Raw genomic sequence first — 19,567 nt, 5'->3', positions numbered from 1 at the left:
TACGTGATCTATGCCCATCGGAGGCAGGCGGCAGCAACCATCGACAACTCGACCTGGCAACGGTACGCGCGGCTACGCCATCCGGTCAAACCAGCGGCGACAGGAGACACTATCCACAGGCTGGGGACAACAACTTGAACCGCAGCGGTCGCCCTGACTACCGTGGCTGGACTTCGATTCGTTCCCTTCTCCTGACCCATCCGATTCGTTCGCCCCGCCCCAACCGCCTCGTTCCACCCGCCCACCCGAGTGACAACCCGACCCGTCCCGCGAACCACACGTTCGAGGGACCCGTGAGAGAGCGTGCCCTGTGGCTGACGTACCTGCCGATCTTGCCGCAGTGTGGCCACGCGTACTGGAGGAACTCCTCGGTGAAGGGCGAGGGCAGGGCGTCGAGGCGAAGGACGAGCACTGGATCAAGCGCTGCCAGCCGCTGGCACTGGTCGCGGACACCGCGCTGCTCGCGGTCCCTAACGAATTCGCGAAAGGTGTGCTCGAGGGCCGCCTGGCGCCGATCGTCAGTGACACGCTGAGCCGCGAGTGCGGCCGACCGATCCGTATCGCGATCACCGTCGACGACTCCGCCGGCGAACCCCCGCCGACGCCCCCCGCCCAGCGCCGACCCCGCTATGAGGAGACCGAACTCCCGTCCGCGCAGAGCGGCAGGGACGGATACGAGGGACGAGACGGAAGAGACGCGTACGAGGGGCGCGACGGATACGACGGGTACGGCCGCCACCGCGACGACGACCGACCGCGCGAACGCAACCACGACCAGGGCCGTCCCGACCAGCTTCCCGCTGCCCGCGCCGACCAACTCCCCTCCCCCCGCGCGGATCAGCTTCCCACCGCCCGCGCGGATCAGCTTCCCACCGCCCGCCCTGCGTATCCCGACTACCAGCCGCGCCCCGAGCAGGGCAGCTGGCCACGGCCCTCGCAGGGCGACGACTACGGCTGGCAGCAGCAACGGCTCGGCTTCCCGGAGCGGGACCCCTATGCCACGCCTCAGCAGGACTACCGGCCACAGTCCCTGGAGCGCTCCCGCTACGAGCAGCAGAGGGCCGACTACGACCAGCCGCGCTCCGACTACGACCAGCGGCCGGACCGCCGCCAACTGCCCGAGCAGCCGTCGCCGTCCGGCAGCGGTCACGTCCACCGCGGCGGCCCCGTCGGCTCGACCCTGCCCGCCCCCAGCGGCGCACCCGGCCCGCTGGCCGCGCAGCCGGCCCCCGCGACAGGTCCGGGCGAGCCAACCGCCCGCCTGAATCCGAAGTACCTCTTCGACACGTTCGTCATCGGAGCCTCGAACCGTTTCGCGCACGCGGCCGCGGTCGCCGTCGCCGAGGCACCAGCGAAGGCGTACAACCCCCTCTTCATCTACGGGGAGTCGGGACTCGGCAAGACACACCTGCTGCACGCGATCGGCCACTACGCCCGCAGCCTCTACCCGGGCACGCGCGTCCGGTATGTGAGCTCGGAGGAGTTCACCAACGAGTTCATCAACTCCATCCGCGACGGCAAGGGCGACAGTTTCCGCAAGCGCTACCGCGAGATGGACATCCTTCTTGTCGACGACATCCAGTTCCTCGCGGACAAGGAGTCGACGCAGGAGGAGTTCTTCCACACCTTCAACACGCTCCACAACGCGAACAAGCAGATCGTGCTGTCCTCGGACCGGCCGCCCAAGCAGCTGGTGACCCTGGAGGACCGGCTGCGGAACCGTTTCGAGTGGGGGCTGATCACCGATGTCCAGCCGCCCGAGCTGGAGACGCGTATCGCCATCCTTCGTAAGAAGGCGGTGCAGGAGCAGCTCAACGCCCCTCCGGAGGTACTGGAGTTCATCGCCTCGCGGATCTCGCGGAACATCCGCGAGCTGGAGGGCGCGCTGATCCGCGTCACGGCGTTCGCCTCGCTCAACCGGCAGCCGGTCGACCTCGGCCTCACGGAGATCGTCCTCAAGGACCTGATCCCGGGCGGCGAGAACGCGGCTCCTGAGATCACGGCGACGGCCATCATGGCCGCGACCGCCGACTACTTCGGCCACACCGTGGAGGACCTGTGCGGAGCTTCGCGCAGCCGCATCCTGGTGACGGCCCGGCAGATCGCCATGTACCTGTGCCGGGAACTCACCGACCTGTCGCTCCCGAAGATCGGCGCACAGTTCGGCAACCGTGACCACACGACCGTCATGCACGCCGACCGCAAGATCCGCGCCCTGATGGCCGAGCGCCGCTCCATCTACAACCAGGTCACCGAGCTCACGAACCGCATCAAGAACAGCTGACAGCTCTTTCCATACGTCACTGAGGGCGCCCCGGGGCACGTCCCCGAGGGCGCCTTTCGCTGCTCTCGTACGGCTCCGGCCGGGTTCTCGTACGCATTCTGCGGTCGTCCTCCGCCGATGCGGGCCGTGTTTTGCATCGAACCGCGGTCACCCGAGGAGCACCCGCTGTTCGAATACGCGCCGCGTTACGGCCACCCTCCACAGATTCCGGTATTTTCTCGAGTCCACACCCTGGGGACCGGGAAGTTGTCCAGAACGTGTCCACAGGGTGCACTGCTAAAAGAGGATCAAGCCAGGTCAGCCGACTGTGGATTCGTGGACAGACGATCTCCACAGTCTGTGGACGACGAGAAGATCCACAGGCTGTGGGGAAAGTTGTCCACCGGTGGCCCACAGGCTGAGGCCGGTTGTCCCCAGCGATCTCCGGTTTCTCCACATCACTGTCCACTGTTCGGCAACCTGACGTGCTCATTCACCGCCCTGAGTGAACCGCGTCACACCAAGGTGTCCGGTTGGGCTGTGGGGAACCTGGGTAAACCTGGGGACGCCGCTGGGGAGAACTGCCCCGATCCTGTGCATCGGGTGTGCAGAACTTTTCCCCGTCCACAGCGAACCCCGGTTGTCCACCGCCTCCACCCACAGGGCCAGTGGACAAAAAACCGGCGCTGACCTGCGTATACGAGGTTATCCACGGTATCCACAGCCCCTACTACTACTCCCAACTAGAGAGAGCTGGGAATTCGTTTCGAAGAGGGGGCTGTGCACAACTCGCGTTCGGCGCCTCAGGTGCCGCTCGGAACGACTTGACCCCGAGGGGCACCGACTGTCAGTGCTGTGCGTCAGACTGGTCCCCGGTGTCCTTCCCCTGAGCGGACCGAGCGACACCGAGTCAGACGACGAACGCGAAGCAGGGCGAGAGCGCCGGCAACAGACGGAGGCGGCAACGGTGAAGATCCGGGTGGAACGCGACGTACTCGCGGAGGCAGTGGCCTGGGCGGCACGCAGCCTCCCGGCACGACCGCCGGCGCCTGTGCTCGCCGGCCTTCTGCTGAAGGCCGAGGAGGGCGCGCTGAGCCTGTCCAGCTTCGACTACGAGGTCTCGGCTCGCGTCTCTGTCGACGCCGAGGTCGACGAGGAAGGCACGGTGCTCGTCTCCGGCCGCCTGCTCGCCGACATCTGCCGCGCCCTGCCCAACCGGCCGGTGGAGATTTCCACAGACGGTGTACGGGCGACGGTGGTCTGCGGTTCCTCGCGCTTCACGCTCCACACCCTGCCTGTGGAGGAGTACCCCGCGCTGCCGCAGATGCCGTCGGCCACGGGCACCGTCCCCGGTGAGGTCTTCGCCTCCGCCGCCGCCCAGGTGGCCATCGCCGCCGGCCGCGACGACACGCTGCCCGTCCTCACCGGCGTACGCATCGAGATCGAGGGCGACACGGTCACGCTGGCGTCCACCGACCGCTACCGCTTCGCGGTACGCGAGTTCCTGTGGAAGCCGGAGAACCCGGAGGCGTCCGCGGTCGCCCTGGTGCCCGCCAAGACGCTCCTGGACACCGCCAAGGCGCTCACGAGCGGTGACAGCGTGATCCTGGCGCTGTCCGGTTCGGGCGCGGGCGAGGGCCTGATCGGCTTCGAGGGCGCGGGCCGGCGTACGACCACGCGCCTGCTGGAGGGCGACCTCCCGAAGTACCGCTCGCTGTTCCCGACAGAGTTCAACTCGATCGCCGTCATCGAGACCGCCCCCTTCGTGGAGGCCGTCAAGCGCGTGGCCCTGGTCGCCGAGCGGAACACGCCGGTGCGGCTCAGCTTCGAGCAGGGTGTGCTGATCCTGGAGGCCGGCTCCAGTGACGACGCACAGGCTGTGGAAAGGGTCGACGCCCAGCTGGAGGGCGACGACGTCTCGATCGCCTTCAACCCGACGTTCCTCCTCGACGGCCTGAGCGCCATCGACTCCCCGGTGGCCCAGCTCTCCTTCACGACGTCCACCAAGCCGGCGCTCCTCAGCGGCAAGCCGGCCGTGGACGCGGAGGCGGACGAGGCGTACAAGTACCTGATCATGCCGGTGCGGCTGAGCGGCTGAGCTACTGACGAGAGTCCGCAGGTGAGGGCGTACGTCTGAGCGGCTATGCCCACAGATGTGCGGGAGCGTCCGGGTTTAGGCTCGGACGCAGGTACGAAAGTGCCCCTCACGCCACGTCGTCAGTGAAGGAACACCCTGATGGAGCTCGGTCTCGTCGGTCTCGGCAAGATGGGCGGCAATATGCGCGAGCGCATACGCCGCGCAGGCCACACCGTCTTCGGATACGACCGCAATCCGGACCTCGCCGATGTCCACAGCCTTGAGGAGCTTGTGGGCAAGCTCGATGCTCCGCGCGTGGTGTGGGTGATGGTCCCGGCCGGGGCGGCGACCCAGTCCACCATCGATGAGCTCGCCGATCTCCTGGAGCCCGGCGACGTCGTCGTGGACGGCGGCAACTCGCGCTGGACGGATGACGAGCGGCACGCCGAGGAGCTGGCGGCCAAGGGCATCGGCTTCGTCGACTGCGGTGTCTCGGGCGGCGTCTGGGGCCTGGAGTACGGCTACGCGCTGATGTACGGCGGCGACGCCGAGAACGTAGCCAAGGTGCGCCCGGTCTTCGACGCGCTCAAGCCGGAGGGTGACGCGGGCGCCGTACACGCGGGCAAGGTCGGCGCCGGGCACTTCGCGAAGATGGTCCACAACGGTATCGAGTACGCGATGATGCAGGCCTACGCCGAGGGCTGGGAGCTCCTGCAGGCCGTCGACTCCGTCACCGACGTACGCGAGGTCTTCCGCTCCTGGCAGGAGGGCACGGTCATCCGCTCCTGGCTGCTCGACCTGGCGGTCAGCGCCCTCGACGAGGACGAGCACCTGGAGCAGCTCAAGGGTTATGCACAGGATTCCGGAGAGGGCCGCTGGACTGTGGAGGCCGCCATCGACAACGCGGTTCCGCTGCCGGCGATCACCGCGTCGCTCTTCGCGCGCTTCTCCTCCCGGCAGGACGATTCGCCGCAGATGAAGATGATCGCGGCGCTGCGGAACCAGTTTGGCGGCCACGCGGTCGAGAAGAAGTAATCCACGTCCCAGGTTCTCCACACCTGGGGTGACCTGGTTGTCCACAAGCAGGGGACAGGCCGGGGACAACCGGAAGCAACACGTTGGGGGAGGTCGGCGAACGACCATGCACGTCACGCATCTGTCGCTGGCCGACTTCCGCTCGTACGCCCGGGTCGAGGTCGCGCTCGATCCGGGCGTCACCGCCTTCGTGGGCCCCAACGGGCAGGGCAAGACGAACCTTGTCGAGGCGGTCGGCTATCTGGCGACCCTCGGAAGCCACCGCGTCTCCTCCGATGCGCCTCTGGTGCGGGTGGGCGCGGACCGAGCGATCATCCGGGCGCAAGTACGGCAGGGCGAGCGCCAGCAGCTCGTCGAGCTGGAGCTGAACCCCGGGAAGGCGAACCGCGCCCGTATCAACAGGTCGTCGCAGGTCAGACCCCGTGACGTACTCGGCATCGTACGGACCGTGCTGTTCGCGCCCGAGGATCTCGCACTCGTCAAGGGCGACCCGGGCGAGCGTCGGCGCTTCCTGGACGAGCTGATCACCGCGCGCGCCCCGCGCATGGCGGGCGTGCGCTCCGATTACGAGCGCGTGCTCAAGCAGCGCAACACCCTCCTCAAGTCGGCGGCGCTGGCCCGTCGCCACGGCGGCCGCTCCATGGACCTGTCCACGCTCGACGTATGGGACCAGCATCTCGCGCGCGTGGGCGCCGAGTTGCTCGCGCAGCGGCTCGATCTGATCGCCGCGCTCCAGCCGCTGGCCGACAAGACGTACGAGCAGCTGGCGCCCGGCGGCGGCCCCGTGGCCCTGGAGTACAAGCCCTCCTCGCCCGAAATCGTCGGCCACGCGCGCGAGGAGCTGCACGAGCAGCTGATGGCGGCTCTGGCGGAATCCCGCAAGCAGGAGATCGAGCGGGGCGTCACCCTGGTCGGCCCGCACAGGGACGAACTACTGCTGAAGCTTGGCCAGATGCCCGCAAAGGGATACGCGTCACACGGCGAGTCCTGGTCGTACGCGCTGGCGCTGCGTCTGGCCTCGTACGACCTGCTGCGGGCCGAGGGCAACGAGCCGGTGCTGGTCCTCGACGACGTGTTCGCCGAGCTGGACACCCGGCGCCGCGAACGTCTCGCCGAGCTGGTCGCGCCGGGTGAGCAGGTCCTGGTGACGGCGGCGGTCGACGACGATGTACCGGCCGTACTGACGGGCACGCGGTACGTGGTGGCGGAGGGCGCGGTGGAGCGCGTATGAGCAAAAACACACCCGAACCGGAGAAGACCCCCAAGTCTCCCGAACCGTCCGGCGTCGACCTCGCGCGCGTGGCCCTGCGCGCGGCGAAAGAACAGGCACGCGCGCGTGGAGACGCGGCACAGCAGAAGAAGCAGGCGCGGCGCGGTGGTCTGCGCTCCGGCGCGCGCGCCGACGGCCGCGATCCGATGGCGCTGGGCGCCGCCATCAACCGGCTTATCAACGAACGGGGTTGGGAGACCCCGGCCGCCGTGGGCGGCGTGATGGGCCGGTGGCCGGAGATCGTCGGCGAGAAGCTGGCCCAGCACTGCGTGCCGCAGGGGTACGACGAGGACGAACGCGTGCTGACCGTGCAGTGCGACTCCACGGTCTGGGCGACGGAGCTGCGCCGTCTCACTCCGGCTCTGGTCGCGCGCCTCAACGAGGACCTGGGCCATGGCACCGTGCGGATGATCAAGGTGCTCAATCCCGCCGGCCCCTCCCGTCGCTACGGCCCCCTGCGCGCCCCGGGCAGCACCGGGCCCGGCGACACCTACGGGTGACCGGAGCGGACCCCGTAATCCACAGGTGACTGACATCACATCAGCAGCCGCCAAGGGCCCTTTCGTGGCGTCGGCGCACCACCCGTCGTAGCACCGGACGCGGTTGCGAATCGCGACATGACTCCGAAGTAGCCATGGGTTGACGGCTCGAAGCGCTGAGTGGCGTTGTGAGCCTCCTGGAGCCCCCATCCGCATATCGGGAGTCGGCCGATGATGGTTCAGGGCGGCACATGCGTACTCAGGTACCGGCAAACGCCCATCACTGTCGGCGCTACCGGTAGACTGGAGGCTAATCCCGCCCCACTTGTGGGACACACCGAGCAACGCTGACTAAGGCTTACCAACGCAACACGCCGCAGCCGCTCCGGCCATCCGCTGAGAGCTTGGCCTGTGCTGTGCCAGAAAGGGCGCTTCGTGGCCGATTCCGGCAACCCCAACGAGAACATCCCGTCCACCGACGCCGGCGCGAACGGCGAGGTCACAGCCTCGTTGTACGACGCCAGTGCCATCACCGTCCTCGAGGGTCTGGACGCGGTCCGCAAGCGACCCGGCATGTACATCGGCTCGACCGGTGAGCGCGGACTGCACCACCTCGTACAAGAGGTCGTCGACAACTCCGTCGACGAGGCGCTGGCCGGCCACGCGGACACCATCGACGTCACGATCCTCGCCGACGGCGGCGTGCGGGTTGTGGACAACGGTCGTGGCATCCCGGTCGGCATCATCCCCTCCGAGGGCAAGCCGGCCGTCGAGGTCGTGCTGACGGTGCTGCACGCGGGCGGAAAGTTCGGCGGCGGCGGCTACGCGGTCTCCGGCGGTCTGCACGGCGTGGGTGTCTCCGTCGTGAACGCCCTGTCGACCAAGGTCTCCGTCGAGATCAAGACCGACGGCTATCGCTGGACGCAGGACTACAAGTTGGGGGTCCCGACGGCCCCGCTCGCCAAGCACGAGGCCACGGACGAGCACGGCACCTCGGTCACCTTCTGGGCCGACCCGGACATCTTCGAGAGCACCGAGTACTCCTTCGAGACGCTCTCGCGGCGTTTCCAGGAGATGGCGTTCCTCAACAAGGGGCTGAGGATCAACCTCACCGACGAGCGCGAGTCGGCGAAGGCCACGGCCGGGGCGGACGAGGCGGGCGAGGACGAGAAGCACGAGGTCAAGAGCGTCTCGTACCACTACGAGGGCGGCATCGTCGATTTCGTGAAGTACCTCAACTCCCGTAAGGGAGACGTGGTGCATCCCACCGTGATCGACCTGGAGGCCGAGGACAAGGACAAGAGCCTTTCCCTCGAACTCGCCATGCAGTGGAACAGCGGTTACAGCGAGGGTGTGTACTCCTTCGCCAACATCATCCACACGCATGAGGGCGGTACGCACGAAGAGGGTTTCCGTGCTGCGCTGACGAACCTGGTCAACAAGTACGCGCGCGACAAGAAGCTGCTGCGTGAGAAGGACGACAACCTCACGGGCGACGACATCCGCGAGGGTCTGACCGCGATCATCTCGGTCAAGCTGAGCGAGCCCCAGTTCGAGGGCCAGACCAAGACCAAGCTGGGCAACACCGAGGTGAAGACCTTCGTCCAGAAGGTCGTCTACGAGCACCTCAACGACTGGCTGGACCGCAACCCGACCGAGGCCGCGGACATCATCCGCAAGGGCATCCAGGCGGCCACCGCGCGCGTGGCGGCCCGTAAGGCGCGGGACCTCACCAGGCGCAAGGGCCTCCTTGAGACGGCGTCCCTGCCGGGCAAGCTCTCCGACTGCCAGTCGAACGACCCCACCAAGTGCGAGATCTTCATCGTCGAGGGTGACTCCGCCGGCGGCTCGGCCAAGTCCGGCCGCAACCCGGAGTACCAGGCGATCCTCCCGATCCGAGGCAAGATCCTCAACGTCGAGAAGGCGCGGATCGACAAGATCCTGCAGAACCAGGAAATCCAGGCGCTGATCTCGGCCTTCGGCACCGGAGTCCACGAGGACTTCGACATCGCAAGGCTCCGCTATCACAAGATCATTCTGATGGCGGACGCCGATGTCGACGGCCAGCACATCAACACCTTGCTGCTGACGTTCCTGTTCCGCTTCATGCGGCCGCTGGTCGAGGCGGGCCACGTTTTCCTGTCGCGTCCCCCGCTCTACAAGATCAAGTGGGGCCGGGACGACTTCGAGTACGCGTACTCCGACCGCGAGCGCGACGCGCTGATCGAGCTGGGCCGCCAGAACGGCAAGCGCATTCGCGAGGACTCGGTCCAGCGCTTCAAGGGTCTCGGTGAGATGAACGCCGAGGAGCTGCGCATCACGACCATGGACCAGGAGCACCGCGTTCTCGGCCAGGTCACGCTCGACGACGCCGCCCAGGCCGACGACCTGTTCTCGGTCCTGATGGGCGAGGACGTCGAGGCGCGCCGCCAGTTCATCCAGCGCAACGCCAAGGACGTCCGGTTCCTCGACATCTGAGTCGGTCTCAGCTGACCGCACCAGAAAGGATCTTCACCAGCAATGACCGACGAGAACATTCCAGTCACGCCTGAGGAAGAGGGCCTTGCCCTGCGCGTCGAGCCCGTCGGGCTCGAGACGGAGATGCAGCGCTCGTACCTCGACTACGCGATGTCCGTCATCGTGTCGCGCGCCCTGCCGGACGTACGGGACGGTCTCAAGCCCGTCCACCGCCGCGTCCTGTACGCCATGTACGACGGCGGCTACCGGCCCGAGAAGGGCTTCTACAAGTGCGCCCGCGTCGTCGGCGACGTCATGGGCAACTACCACCCGCACGGCGACTCCTCGATCTACGACGCGCTGGTCCGCCTCGCGCAGCCGTGGTCGATGCGGATGCCGCTGGTGGACTCCAACGGCAACTTCGGCTCTCCGGGCAACGACCCGGCGGCGGCCATGCGGTACACCGAGTGCAAGATGGCGCCGCTGTCCATGGAGATGGTCCGCGACATCGACGAGGAGACCGTCGATTTCACGGACAACTACGACGGCCGCTCCCAGGAGCCGACCGTCCTGCCGTCCCGCTTCCCGAACCTGCTGGTCAACGGCTCGGCGGGGATCGCGGTCGGCATGGCCACCAACATCCCGCCGCACAACCTGCGCGAGGTCGCGGCCGGCGCCCAGTGGTACCTGGAGAATCCCGACGCCTCCCACGAAGAACTGCTCGACGCCTTGATCGAGCGCATCAAGGGCCCCGATTTCCCGAGCGGCGCCCTAGTAGTGGGTCGAAAAGGCATCGAGGAGGCCTACCGCACGGGCCGCGGCTCCATCACGATGCGCGCGGTCGTCGAGGTCGAGGAGATCCAGAACCGCCAGTGCCTGGTGGTCACCGAACTCCCCTACCAGGTCAACCCGGACAACCTCGCGCAGAAGATCGCCGACCTGGTGAAGGACGGCAAGATCGGCGGCATCGCGGACGTACGCGACGAGACCTCGTCCCGTACCGGCCAGCGCCTGGTCATCGTCCTGAAGCGCGACGCGGTCGCCAAGGTCGTACTGAACAACCTGTACAAGCACACCGATCTGCAGACGAACTTCGGCGCCAACATGCTGGCGCTGGTGGACGGTGTGCCGCGCACGCTGTCGCTCGACGCGTTCATCCGGCACTGGGTGGCGCACCAGATCGAGGTCATCGTCCGGCGTACGAAGTTCCGGCTGCGCAAGGCCGAGGAGCGCGCGCACATCCTGCGCGGCCTTCTGAAGGCCCTGGACGCCATCGATGACGTCATCGCACTGATCCGGCGCAGCGACACCGTCGAGATCGCGCGAGAGGGCCTGATGGGCCTCCTGGAGATCGACGAGATCCAGGCCAACGCCATCCTCGAGATGCAGCTGCGGCGCCTCGCCGCCCTGGAGCGTCAGAAGATCGTCCAGGAGCACGACGAACTCCAGGCGAAGATCACCGAGTACAACGCGATCCTCGCCTCGCCGGTCCGCCAGCGCGGCATCATCAGCGCGGAACTCACCGCGATCGTCGAGAAGTTCGCCGACGACCGCCGCTCCAAGCTGGTGCCCTTCGACGGTGACATGTCCATCGAGGACCTCATCGCAGAAGAGGACATCGTCGTCACCATCTCGCGCGGCGGCTACGTCAAGCGCACAAAAACCGACGACTACCGATCCCAGAAGCGCGGTGGCAAGGGCGTACGCGGCACAAAGCTCAAGGAAGACGACATCGTCGACCACTTCTTCGTGTCGACGACGCACCACTGGCTGCTGTTCTTCACCAACAAGGGCCGCGTCTACCGGGCCAAGGCGTACGAACTGCCGGACGCCGGCCGGGACGCGCGCGGCCAGCATGTCGCGAACCTGCTGGCCTTCCAGCCGGACGAGGCGATCGCCGAGATCCTCGCGATCCGCGACTACGAAGCGGCGCCTTATCTCGTACTGGCCACCAAGGGCGGCCTGGTGAAGAAGACGCCTCTCAAGGATTACGATTCCCCGCGTTCCGGCGGCGTCATTGCGATCAACCTCCGTGAAACGGAGGACGGTTCCGACGATGAACTGATCGGTGCCGAGCTGGTTTCAGCAGAGGACGATCTGCTTCTGATCAGCAAGAAGGCGCAATCGATCAGGTTCACGGCGACGGATGACGCACTGCGCCCCATGGGCCGCGCGACCTCGGGTGTCAAGGGCATGAGCTTCCGTCAGGGAGACGAGCTGCTCTCGATGAATGTTGTTCGAACCGGTACGTTTGTGTTCACTGCCACCGACGGTGGGTACGCGAAGCGGACACCCGTCGACGAGTACCGCGTCCAGGGTCGCGGTGGCCTCGGCATCAAGGCCGCCAAGATCGTGGAGGACCGCGGATCGCTCGTCGGCGCGCTGGTGGTCGAGGAGACGGACGAGATCCTCGCCATCACGCTGTCGGGCGGTGTGATTCGTACGCGAGTCAACGAAGTCAGGGAGACGGGCCGTGACACCATGGGCGTCCAACTGATCAATCTGGGCAAGCGCGATGCCGTCGTCGGTATCGCTCGGAACGCCGAGGCCGGTCGCGAGGCCGAGGAGGTCGACGCTGTGGACGTCGACGAATCGGACGAAGCCGACACGGTCGTCGGCACGACGGACGGGGGCGACGAGTCCACGGCCGAGTAGCGCGAGGAGTGAGTCATCGTGAGCGGAGCCACGGGCGCCGGATCGACCGGTACGGAGACGGACGGCGGCCGTGGCCCCGCCAAGGACGCGAAGGACTCCCAAGCGCCCAATGACTCTCAGGGACCCCAGGGGGGAACTGTGACGGACACCCGAGGCGCGCAGACGCCGCAGTACGCGGCGGGCGCGGCGCCGGGCAGCGCGCCGGCGCCTCCGGCCTCCGGTTCGCCGTTGCCCGGCGAGCGGCAGCCCCAGCAGCCCGCACAGCCGTACCACCCGCCGCAGGCGTACCCGACACAGCCGCCGCCACCGCCCGCGGCCGGCGCCGTCCGCCGGCCGCGCACCGGAGCGAGTACGACACCTCGCACCCGCAAGGCGCGCCTTCGGGTGGCCAAGGCCGACCCTTGGTCGGTGATGAAGGTCAGCTTCCTGCTCTCCATCGCGCTCGGCATCTGCACGATCGTCGCGGCCGCGGTGCTGTGGATGGTCATGGACGCCATGGGCGTCTTCTCCACGGTGGGCGGCACGATCTCCGAGGCCACGGGCTCGAACGAGTCCAACGGCTTCGATCTGCAGTCCTTCCTGTCGCTGCCGCGCGTGCTCATCTTCACGTCGATCATCGCGGTCATCGACGTCGTCCTCGCCACCGCGCTCGCCACCCTCGGCGCGTTCATCTACAACCTCTCGGCTGGATTCGTCGGCGGCATCGAACTGACGCTCGCGGAAGACGAGTAACCGTCTTCAACGCCTCTTGACGATGTGAGCGCATCCTTGTCAGGGATGCGCTCGAACGCCGTCCGGGCAGGCAAGAGGCCACCTCGGATATCGATTTTGGGACTGACCCGGAGGTGCGCTAATCTTCAGAGGTCAGCGCGCGGGACGTACACCGCAGAGCGCGGCGGGGCTATAGCTCAGTTGGTTAGAGCGCATCCCTGATAAGGATGAGGCCACAGGTTCAAATCCTGTTAGCCCCACACTACGAAGACCCCCAACCAGTTGCGGTTGGGGGTTTTCCGTGTCCGGCGGCGCACGCAAGTTCGCCCGGCTGTGATCGTCATCGAGGGGTAGTCGGCGGCTGCGTCGTCTATGTCAGGTCGTGCACGGAGTGGCGGAGTCGGCCTCCTCCCCGTCCTGGGAGGCTGTGTCGTCCGTCGGTGGGCGGTGGCGGCAGCTGGGTGAGGAGCCGTGGGCCTCGGCGTGGATGCGTTGCTTCATCGTGGGAGGCAGGGTGTGGCTGAAGGACAGGGCCCAGGGGGACATCGCGGGGGCCGTGACCGTGGGGCTCGCCTTGCGGGCGGGCTCGGTCTGGGGTACCGGGGTGGCCGCGGCGGCTGTCGTGACCAGTCCGAGTGTCGTGCACAGTGCGATGAAGGCGGTGATGACGGCGGTCCACAGCTTCATGACCTTGTTCCTGACCATGGTCCCTCACTTTCGGGTTGGGCGATTTGCGTACTTTCCTCATGATGTGTATGAGGGCCGCGAAGTGGTGGACCGACGCTCGCGGGGCGTCGCTCTTCAGATGAACACCACCCGGATGGACCCAAGAGATCCGTAAAGTGGAAGAAGGTGCCGAAAACTGCAGAATCCAGTGAGTTGTCACTCTGCGGTCGGAGCCGTGGCATCCGCTTCTACGGCTGTGTGCCGGGCGGGAGTTGAGGGCCGACGCAGGTCACCGATCGGTATCGGTCGGTGTGTATAGTCGGGCGCCAGAGGTCCCCTACGTCAAGGAAAGACGAGGTCGCGCGGTGAAGAAGCTTCTCCTGGTCGCACTGGCCGCCATCGGCGGGCTCCTCGTGTACCGCCAGATCCAGGCGGATCGCGCCGAGCAGGATCTGTGGACGGAGGCGACTGACTCCGTGCCCACGGGTTCGTGAGTAGCGACGACAGTCTCAGTACAGACCCCGACCGCCCTCGCGGTCGGGGTTTTTTGTTGGCTCCAGGGCCGTTTCCAAGTCTGTGGCCATGTCTTCGCGCCCCGTCTTTGTGGCGCCATGCACAGGAAGCGCTTGTGTCGCTGAAGCAGGGATGGCGCGGCGGCGGGCGGGGCAGGATGGTCGGGGCTTCGCGGTGTTCGGGGCGGGATGATGCCGGTTCGCGACAGCCCGAAGAGTGACGATCCGGGGCTACGACGAGGGGTGGCGCGTGATGGGGCGGCGCACGGAGTGGTGGTGCGGCCGTACGGTCATGACCTGCATGGCAGCGCTGTGCGCGGTCGCGGTGCTGCCCGGGCCGGCGCGAGCACAAGCGCGCGAGCAGGGGATGGCGGCCGGTTCCCCTGTTCCGTACGCCTTTGCCGACGACGCCCGGCAGGTCGAGGGCGCGTCGAACAGGACCGAGGCCGTACAGCTCGCCCCGGGCGGGACCTACCGGAGCTCCCTCCAGAACAACGAGAAGGCCTACTACCGACTCCGGCTCGACAGCGCCTCCAACGCGTACGTCTCGGCCACCGCAGTCCCTAGGGCGGGGACGACGGTCGCCTCCTCGGACGGCATCAAGGTCTCCCTCCAGGACTCCGCCGGCCGCACCTGCTTCTCCGGAGACGCCGATGAAGCCCGGTTCGGGCCTACCGGGAGCCCGCGCCCCCTCACCGCCTGGGCGTCACGCAGGGCCGGCCCCGACGGCTTGGCCTGTCAGACGGCAGGGACGTACTACGTGGCCGTGGAACGCACCAGCCGAGCAGATTCCTCGCCGGACGACTGGAGTCTGGAGCTTCAGTACGTGTCCGAGCCCGCCCTCGAGAAGACCGGCCCTACGACGGCCCCCGAGACCTGGAACTCCGCCTCCCCAGAGCCCGTCAGCGGCACGGCGCAGCCCCGCAGGGGCGGTACGAGCTTCAACGATGCGCGCGCCCTCGAGGAGGGCGTCTGGAAAGGCGGCATCAGGGCTGGGCAGACGCTCTACTACCGGGTCCCGGTCGACTGGGGGCAACAGCTCTACGCCACCGCCGAACTGGGCGCGGCCGACGGCGATGGCTTCCTTGGCACCGCCCTCGTCATGTCGCTCCACAACCCCGTACGCGCCTTCGTGGGCAACGCTCGCACCGAATACGACGGCACGCCGAGGGCGGCTGTCCTGGAGCCGTTGCCCGCGGTCGCGTACGAGAACCGGTACACCGTCGACGACCAGGTCGGTGGGATGCGGTTCGCCGGCTGGTACTACCTTGCCGCGCATCTCGCCGCCGAGACGGCCGACAAGTTCGGCGACGGGGCGATCGAGCTGCTACTGAGCGTGCGGGTGAGCGGTGCGCCGGGCGCCGAGCCGGCGTACGCGGGAGCGGCCGAGCCGCGCGGTGTGTTCGAGGTCACCGAGGAGGATACGGACGCGGCGGCAAGCGGTGCCACGGCAGCGAGCGGGCGCGAGGGTGGTGACAGCGACGCCACGATGAAGCTCGTGGCCGCTGGCGGGATCGGTGCGGGGAGCGTGCTCGTGCTGGGGCTCGGGGTGTGGACCGTGGTCGCCCGGAGGCGGGCGGGGGGTTCGTCGGCGATGGCTAGCGGTGCGGTCGCGCGGGGATACGAGCCGCCGCGGGCACCGTAGGCGGCTGACCCAGGCCAGGGCTCACAGGCTGGGGTTCGGGCGCCACGGGGGCTCTCGTGCTTTCAGTTGTCGGGCTCTTGGCTCAGATCTGAGTCAGGGCCCAGAACCCGACCGCGAAGCAGACCAACGCCAGCAGCAGCACCGGAATCGCCACCTGCGCGGGCGGCCCGGGGCGCCGGAGCGCGCGCCTGCCGCGGCGCCGCGCAATTGGCTGTGGCTGAGGGGGAACCTGGACGTCGCGAGCGGTGTATGAAGCAGTAGAGGCAAATGCGTACGGCTGCGACGCGGGGGCCGCGACCTGGGGGGAGGGCACATGGGCGGGTCCGTACGACGGAGCGTGGGCGGGAGCCGGGAGCGCGAACGAGTTGGGGGGAGTGGGGGCTTGCTCGGGCTGGGGCTGAGCGGGCTGCTGGGGCTGTGGGGCGCGCTGTGGGTGTGCCTGCTGGTGCCGCTGCGTGTAGGAGGTGGCCGTCCGGGGTTGAGGCGGAGGCGGGAGGTGGAAGCTGCCGGTGTCCGACATCGTGGACGCCGGGGAGGGCTGTGGGGTTACGGCATCGGGGGCGGGCGGAGGCGGTACGGCGTCGGACGTGGGGGAGCCGACAGGGGGTACGGCCGTGGAGGTGCCGTCAGAGGGTGCGGCGCCCGCGTCGGCCGGGGACGAGACGGCACCCGTCTGCGGATGCGGCGGCGCAGTGCCCGCGCTGGGGTGGTCAGCCGAGCTGTCGTGGCCCGGGTTGGGGTGCTGGGGAGCGCTGTTGTGCCCCCGGCCAGGAGCGGGAGGGAGTGGTGCGTTTGGGCCGGAGCCCGTCTGCAGCCTGTCGTCCGGGCCGGACCCTGGCGGCGGTCTGTCCGGTTCGAACCCCGCTGGGAGCGGACCCTCCGGGCCGAACCCCGCCGGGAGTGGGCCGAGTTGGTCGAAGATTTCGATCACTTCGTCGTCGGGGCCCGGGTCCGGCAGGAGCTCCCTGGCCGCGCCAAGGGCCTTGCGCGCCCCCGTGGCGGTGCGGAACCGCGCTTGTGGGTCCGGCTGCACCAAGGCGGCCACGACCTGCCACAGCGGCTCGGGAACGCCCTTGGGAGCACCCGGAGTGCCATGAGCCGCGAAGTGCTCGATGAGTGCCCTGGCGTCGGGCTTGGCGCCTTCCAGCAGATAGAGGGCGACCAGACCCACGGCAAACAGGTCGGCGGGGAAGTCCGGCTCCTCGCCGAGCAGTTGCTCGGGTGCGAGGTAACCGGGCGTACCCACAACGTAGTTGGTCTCCGTCAGCCGCGGCTCGCCCAGACGCATCGCGATGCCGAAGTCGGACAGCCGCAGCCGCGGACGGGCCGTTCCGGTCGCCTCCAGCAGGATGTTGGCAGGCTTGATGTCGCGGTGCACGACCCCCTCCGCGTGCACCGCGGCGAGCCCCGACAGCAGCTGGTCGAGCAGGGTGCAGACGAACACCGGCGGCAAGGGACCGTAGTCCCCGATCAGATGGACCAGCGAGCCTCCGCCCACCAGGTCCATGGTGAACAAAACCTTGTCGTCGTCGGCCGCCCAGCTGGCCGGAGCGAGCACATGCGGGTGATCGATCCGCAGCGCCTGCTCCCGCACAAAGCGCAACAGCGCGTGCGCGTCGCTCTGTTGCAGGACCTTGGCGGCCACATACCGGCGCCGCCGGTGGTCCCAGGCGCGCCAGACCGCACCGACTCCCCCGCGCCCGATCGGATCGGCCAGTTCGTACCGGCCGGCGAAGACCTCACCCATGGTCGTGCGTCGCTCCCCCTTCGGCAGTCGGTACGGCGGCCTCATCGAGAGGCCCGGCTGCCTCGCTCCCCGCAACCAGCAGGCTCAACAGACCTGCGGAGTACGGGAGGTTCAGCGGCCGGGCGGTGGGCTCAGCTCTGGTGGGACTGGTAGTGCGCGACCGCGTCAGAGGTGCGGCCCGCTCCGTAGACCCGGAGGAACTCTGCCAGTTCCGGGTGGCTCGGGGCGAGGGTGTCCGCCGCCTCGATGATGTCCCCCGCGGCCGCCACGGAGCGGAGCAGCGACTGTATCTCGCGTACCACCCGCTTGACCGTGGGAGCACCCGAACTGCTCGTCGACTGCGTGCTGTTGCTGAGCACCGAGCCCCCCTGCGACTTCTTTATCTCGTCCATGCGCTCGGTGGCCTCGGCGGCGCTCACGCTGCCGTCGGCGACCTGACCGGCGAGGTCCTGCAGCAACTGCACTCGCTGCACCACCGCCGGGTTACCGATTTTGGCGCGCTGACCACTCATCAGCTGCGACAACATCGGTGCGGACAGTCCCAATACCCCCGCCAGACGAGCCTGGTTGAGCCCCAGGTCGTCTATGAGCCTACGGAAGAGCGCCCCCAGCGGCTCTCCGTACCAATTCCGCTGAAGCTCCCGCGCTCTTGCGGTTGCTTCCTGCTGTGCGGCGTCCATTCGCGTCTCCCCATCGCTACGTACCGCGGTTCGCTGAAGCGAACCACGTCGAGCATCTTATGGAGAGTGGTCGTTCGCCGGGACCCCAATCCTTTTGCAGGATCCTGGGGGTAACCCGGTACTCTGGGCTGCGACGCTCTTCCGGGAGAAGATTCTCACGGCGGACGCTTCCCATCCGGGGCCTTAGCTCAGTTGGTAGAGCGCTGTCTTTGCATGGCAGATGTCAGGGGTTCGACTCCCCTAGGCTCCACACCCGGAAGGCCCCTCCGACCTGCGGAAACGCGGTGGGAGGGGCCTTTCTGTACCGGCTTTGCCTGATCCATGCGCCTCGGTCGCCTCGGCTGTTTCCACAGGCCCTCGGTTCCACGTGAAACATCGCTGTGGGCCGGAGACCTCAGGCCTCCGGCCCACAGCGATATTGAAACCAAGCGACGTTGAATCCAGTCGATGAAGGCCGCCACGAACCGCGGCGAACTGACATGAACCAGCTACGTCAGCCGCGTTCGTCGCGCTCCGCCGCCTCCGCCTCGGCCTGCTTCGCCTGGACCTCCGGGTCGAGCGCGTCCTGGCCGCTGCCGTCGACCGAAGTCAGCTGACCGGTGTCCGGCACCTCCGTGGCGGCCGGCGGCTCCACCAGCCAGTCGGGGTTGGCCTGCTTGTCCCACCACTTCCAGGCGGCGAAGGCACCGCCCGCCAGGACGCCCAGAACGGCCAGTCCCTTCGCGAGGCGTCCGACCCTGGCCCGCCGCTGATGCTTACGGGCCAGCTTCTCGATCTCCTTCGGCGAGACCTGGCCGCGCAGCGCCGCCAGAGCCGCCGTGCTACGGGCCGCGGCCTCCTCGCGGACCGGCCCGGCCGCCGCCCTGGCCTGATCGATCCTCGGCCGGGAGTACTCGGCGGCCTGCCGGGCGGCGACGCGGGCGCGCAGCGCAGCCTCGTGGGCGGCGTAGTCGACCTTCGGCGGCACATGAGTGCGTGCCTGCTCCAGCCGCGGTGCGAGATGGGCGTCGTACTGCGTACGAGCCTGATCGGCGGCCTGGTGAGCGGCTGCCGACACCTTCGGCGCGAGCCGTACGCGTGCTTCATGCGCGTAGTGCGCGGCCCGGTCCTTGGCCGTGTCGGCGTAAGGCGCCACCGCTTCCGCGGCGTGCAGCACGCTGCCCTTCGCCGAGCCGGTCGCGGCGCGCACGCTGTCGATGCGGGTCACGGGAATCCTCCTCCTCGGTGGCGTACGGGGGGAAGTGCGGAGATCCCCCAGAAAGACACAGTTCACCTTTCCACCCTTATGGGGATCATGCCTGTCGGAGCGCTCCGGGGCATTCGCGAGCGAGCATCCGGGTCATGCGAACCGACTGCATGCGCACGCGGGG

Annotated in this window: 14 protein-coding genes and 2 tRNA genes; 12 read left to right on the top strand and 4 right to left on the bottom strand. The window is 68.0% G+C overall.

Annotated elements, in window-relative coordinates; all coding sequences use genetic code 11:
• The first annotated feature begins 310 nt into the window (after positions 1–310).
• From dnaA to OHT21_RS23440, 9 genes are all read left to right on the top strand, one after another.
• A complete protein-coding gene (dnaA, locus tag OHT21_RS23480) occupies positions 311–2,284 on the top strand; it encodes a chromosomal replication initiator protein DnaA (RefSeq protein WP_328770318.1) in 1,974 nt (657 codons plus the stop codon).
• Between the two features lie 946 nt (positions 2,285–3,230).
• The gene (dnaN, locus tag OHT21_RS23475; RefSeq protein ID WP_033321309.1) at positions 3,231–4,361 is read left to right on the top strand and encodes a DNA polymerase III subunit beta; all 1,131 of its coding nucleotides are present in this window, start codon (positions 3,231–3,233) and stop codon (positions 4,359–4,361) included.
• Positions 4,362–4,499: 138 nt separating this feature from the next.
• Entirely contained in the window at positions 4,500–5,375 is an 876-nt protein-coding gene (gnd, locus tag OHT21_RS23470) for a phosphogluconate dehydrogenase (NAD(+)-dependent, decarboxylating) (protein WP_328770317.1), read from the top strand.
• A 106-nt stretch (positions 5,376–5,481) separates the two neighbouring features.
• Positions 5,482–6,606: a DNA replication/repair protein RecF gene (gene recF, locus OHT21_RS23465; RefSeq protein WP_328770316.1), complete on the top strand. Its 1,125-nt coding sequence runs from the start codon at positions 5,482–5,484 to the stop codon at positions 6,604–6,606.
• Positions 6,603–7,145 (top strand): DUF721 domain-containing protein, encoded by a 543-nt coding sequence (locus tag OHT21_RS23460; RefSeq protein WP_328770315.1) that lies wholly within the window; start codon positions 6,603–6,605, stop codon positions 7,143–7,145. Before recF ends, OHT21_RS23460 begins: the two co-directional genes overlap by 4 nt.
• Positions 7,146–7,535: 390 nt before the next feature.
• Entirely contained in the window at positions 7,536–9,602 is a 2,067-nt protein-coding gene (gene gyrB / locus OHT21_RS23455) for a DNA topoisomerase (ATP-hydrolyzing) subunit B (protein ID WP_328770314.1), read from the top strand.
• A gap of 42 nt (positions 9,603–9,644) precedes the next feature.
• Entirely contained in the window at positions 9,645–12,236 is a 2,592-nt protein-coding gene (gene gyrA, locus OHT21_RS23450; RefSeq protein ID WP_328770313.1) for a DNA gyrase subunit A, read from the top strand.
• 18 nt (positions 12,237–12,254) lie between these two features.
• Positions 12,255–12,968, top strand: a complete 714-nt coding sequence (locus OHT21_RS23445; RefSeq protein WP_328770312.1) for a DUF3566 domain-containing protein — start codon at positions 12,255–12,257, stop codon at positions 12,966–12,968.
• A gap of 165 nt (positions 12,969–13,133) precedes the next feature.
• Positions 13,134–13,207, top strand: a tRNA-Ile gene (locus tag OHT21_RS23440).
• Positions 13,208–13,322: 115 nt separating this feature from the next.
• Here OHT21_RS23440 and OHT21_RS23435 read toward each other — a convergent pair.
• The gene (locus OHT21_RS23435) at positions 13,323–13,652 is read right to left on the bottom strand and encodes a DUF6344 domain-containing protein (RefSeq protein WP_328770311.1); all 330 of its coding nucleotides are present in this window, start codon (positions 13,650–13,652) and stop codon (positions 13,323–13,325) included.
• A gap of 326 nt (positions 13,653–13,978) precedes the next feature.
• Here OHT21_RS23435 and OHT21_RS23430 point away from each other — a divergent pair, with 326 nt between their 5' ends.
• Together OHT21_RS23430 and OHT21_RS23425 are read left to right on the top strand one after the other, a co-directional pair.
• Entirely contained in the window at positions 13,979–14,107 is a 129-nt protein-coding gene (locus OHT21_RS23430; RefSeq protein WP_003999697.1) for a DLW-39 family protein, read from the top strand.
• 235 nt (positions 14,108–14,342) lie between these two features.
• Positions 14,343–15,770 (top strand): hypothetical protein, encoded by a 1,428-nt coding sequence (locus OHT21_RS23425; protein ID WP_328770310.1) that lies wholly within the window; start codon positions 14,343–14,345, stop codon positions 15,768–15,770.
• Between the two features lie 82 nt (positions 15,771–15,852).
• On the opposite strand, the gene OHT21_RS23420 is transcribed toward OHT21_RS23425, so the two are convergent.
• Together OHT21_RS23420 and OHT21_RS23415 are read right to left on the bottom strand one after the other, a co-directional pair.
• Complete coding sequence (locus OHT21_RS23420; protein WP_328770309.1) at positions 15,853–17,517, bottom strand: serine/threonine-protein kinase; 1,665 nt, start codon at positions 17,515–17,517, stop codon at positions 15,853–15,855.
• Positions 17,518–17,648: 131 nt separating this feature from the next.
• A complete protein-coding gene (locus tag OHT21_RS23415) occupies positions 17,649–18,197 on the bottom strand; it encodes a helix-turn-helix domain-containing protein (RefSeq protein ID WP_328770308.1) in 549 nt (182 codons plus the stop codon).
• 177 nt (positions 18,198–18,374) lie between these two features.
• Here OHT21_RS23415 and OHT21_RS23410 point away from each other — a divergent pair.
• Positions 18,375–18,447, top strand: a tRNA-Ala gene (locus tag OHT21_RS23410).
• Between the two features lie 243 nt (positions 18,448–18,690).
• Here OHT21_RS23410 and OHT21_RS23405 read toward each other — a convergent pair.
• On the bottom strand, positions 18,691–19,404 hold the full coding sequence (locus tag OHT21_RS23405; RefSeq protein WP_328770307.1) for a DUF5324 family protein: 714 nt from the start codon (positions 19,402–19,404) through the stop codon (positions 18,691–18,693).
• Positions 19,405–19,567 lie beyond the last annotated feature (163 nt).

The organism is Streptomyces sp. NBC_00286 (assembly GCF_036173125.1).
Taxonomy (GTDB): Bacteria; Actinomycetota; Actinomycetes; order Streptomycetales; family Streptomycetaceae; genus Streptomyces.
The sequence above is the reverse complement of the archived record's forward strand: the minus strand, read 5'-3'. Positions and strand labels throughout refer to the sequence as shown.

What these genes read in the sequence shown, in the direction of transcription:
- OHT21_RS23415 (WP_328770308.1), bottom strand. Translation starts at nt 18,197, where the DNA reads ATGGACGCCGCACAGCAGGAAGCAACCGCAAGAGCGCGGGAGCTTCAG.
- gyrA (WP_328770313.1), top strand. Translation starts at nt 9,645, where the DNA reads ATGACCGACGAGAACATTCCAGTCACGCCTGAGGAAGAGGGCCTTGCC.
- OHT21_RS23460 (WP_328770315.1), top strand. Translation starts at nt 6,603, where the DNA reads ATGAGCAAAAACACACCCGAACCGGAGAAGACCCCCAAGTCTCCCGAA.
- recF (WP_328770316.1), top strand. Translation starts at nt 5,482, where the DNA reads ATGCACGTCACGCATCTGTCGCTGGCCGACTTCCGCTCGTACGCCCGG.
- gnd (WP_328770317.1), top strand. Translation starts at nt 4,500, where the DNA reads ATGGAGCTCGGTCTCGTCGGTCTCGGCAAGATGGGCGGCAATATGCGC.
- OHT21_RS23435 (WP_328770311.1), bottom strand. Translation starts at nt 13,652, where the DNA reads ATGGTCAGGAACAAGGTCATGAAGCTGTGGACCGCCGTCATCACCGCC.
- OHT21_RS23420 (WP_328770309.1), bottom strand. Translation starts at nt 17,517, where the DNA reads ATGGGTGAGGTCTTCGCCGGCCGGTACGAACTGGCCGATCCGATCGGG.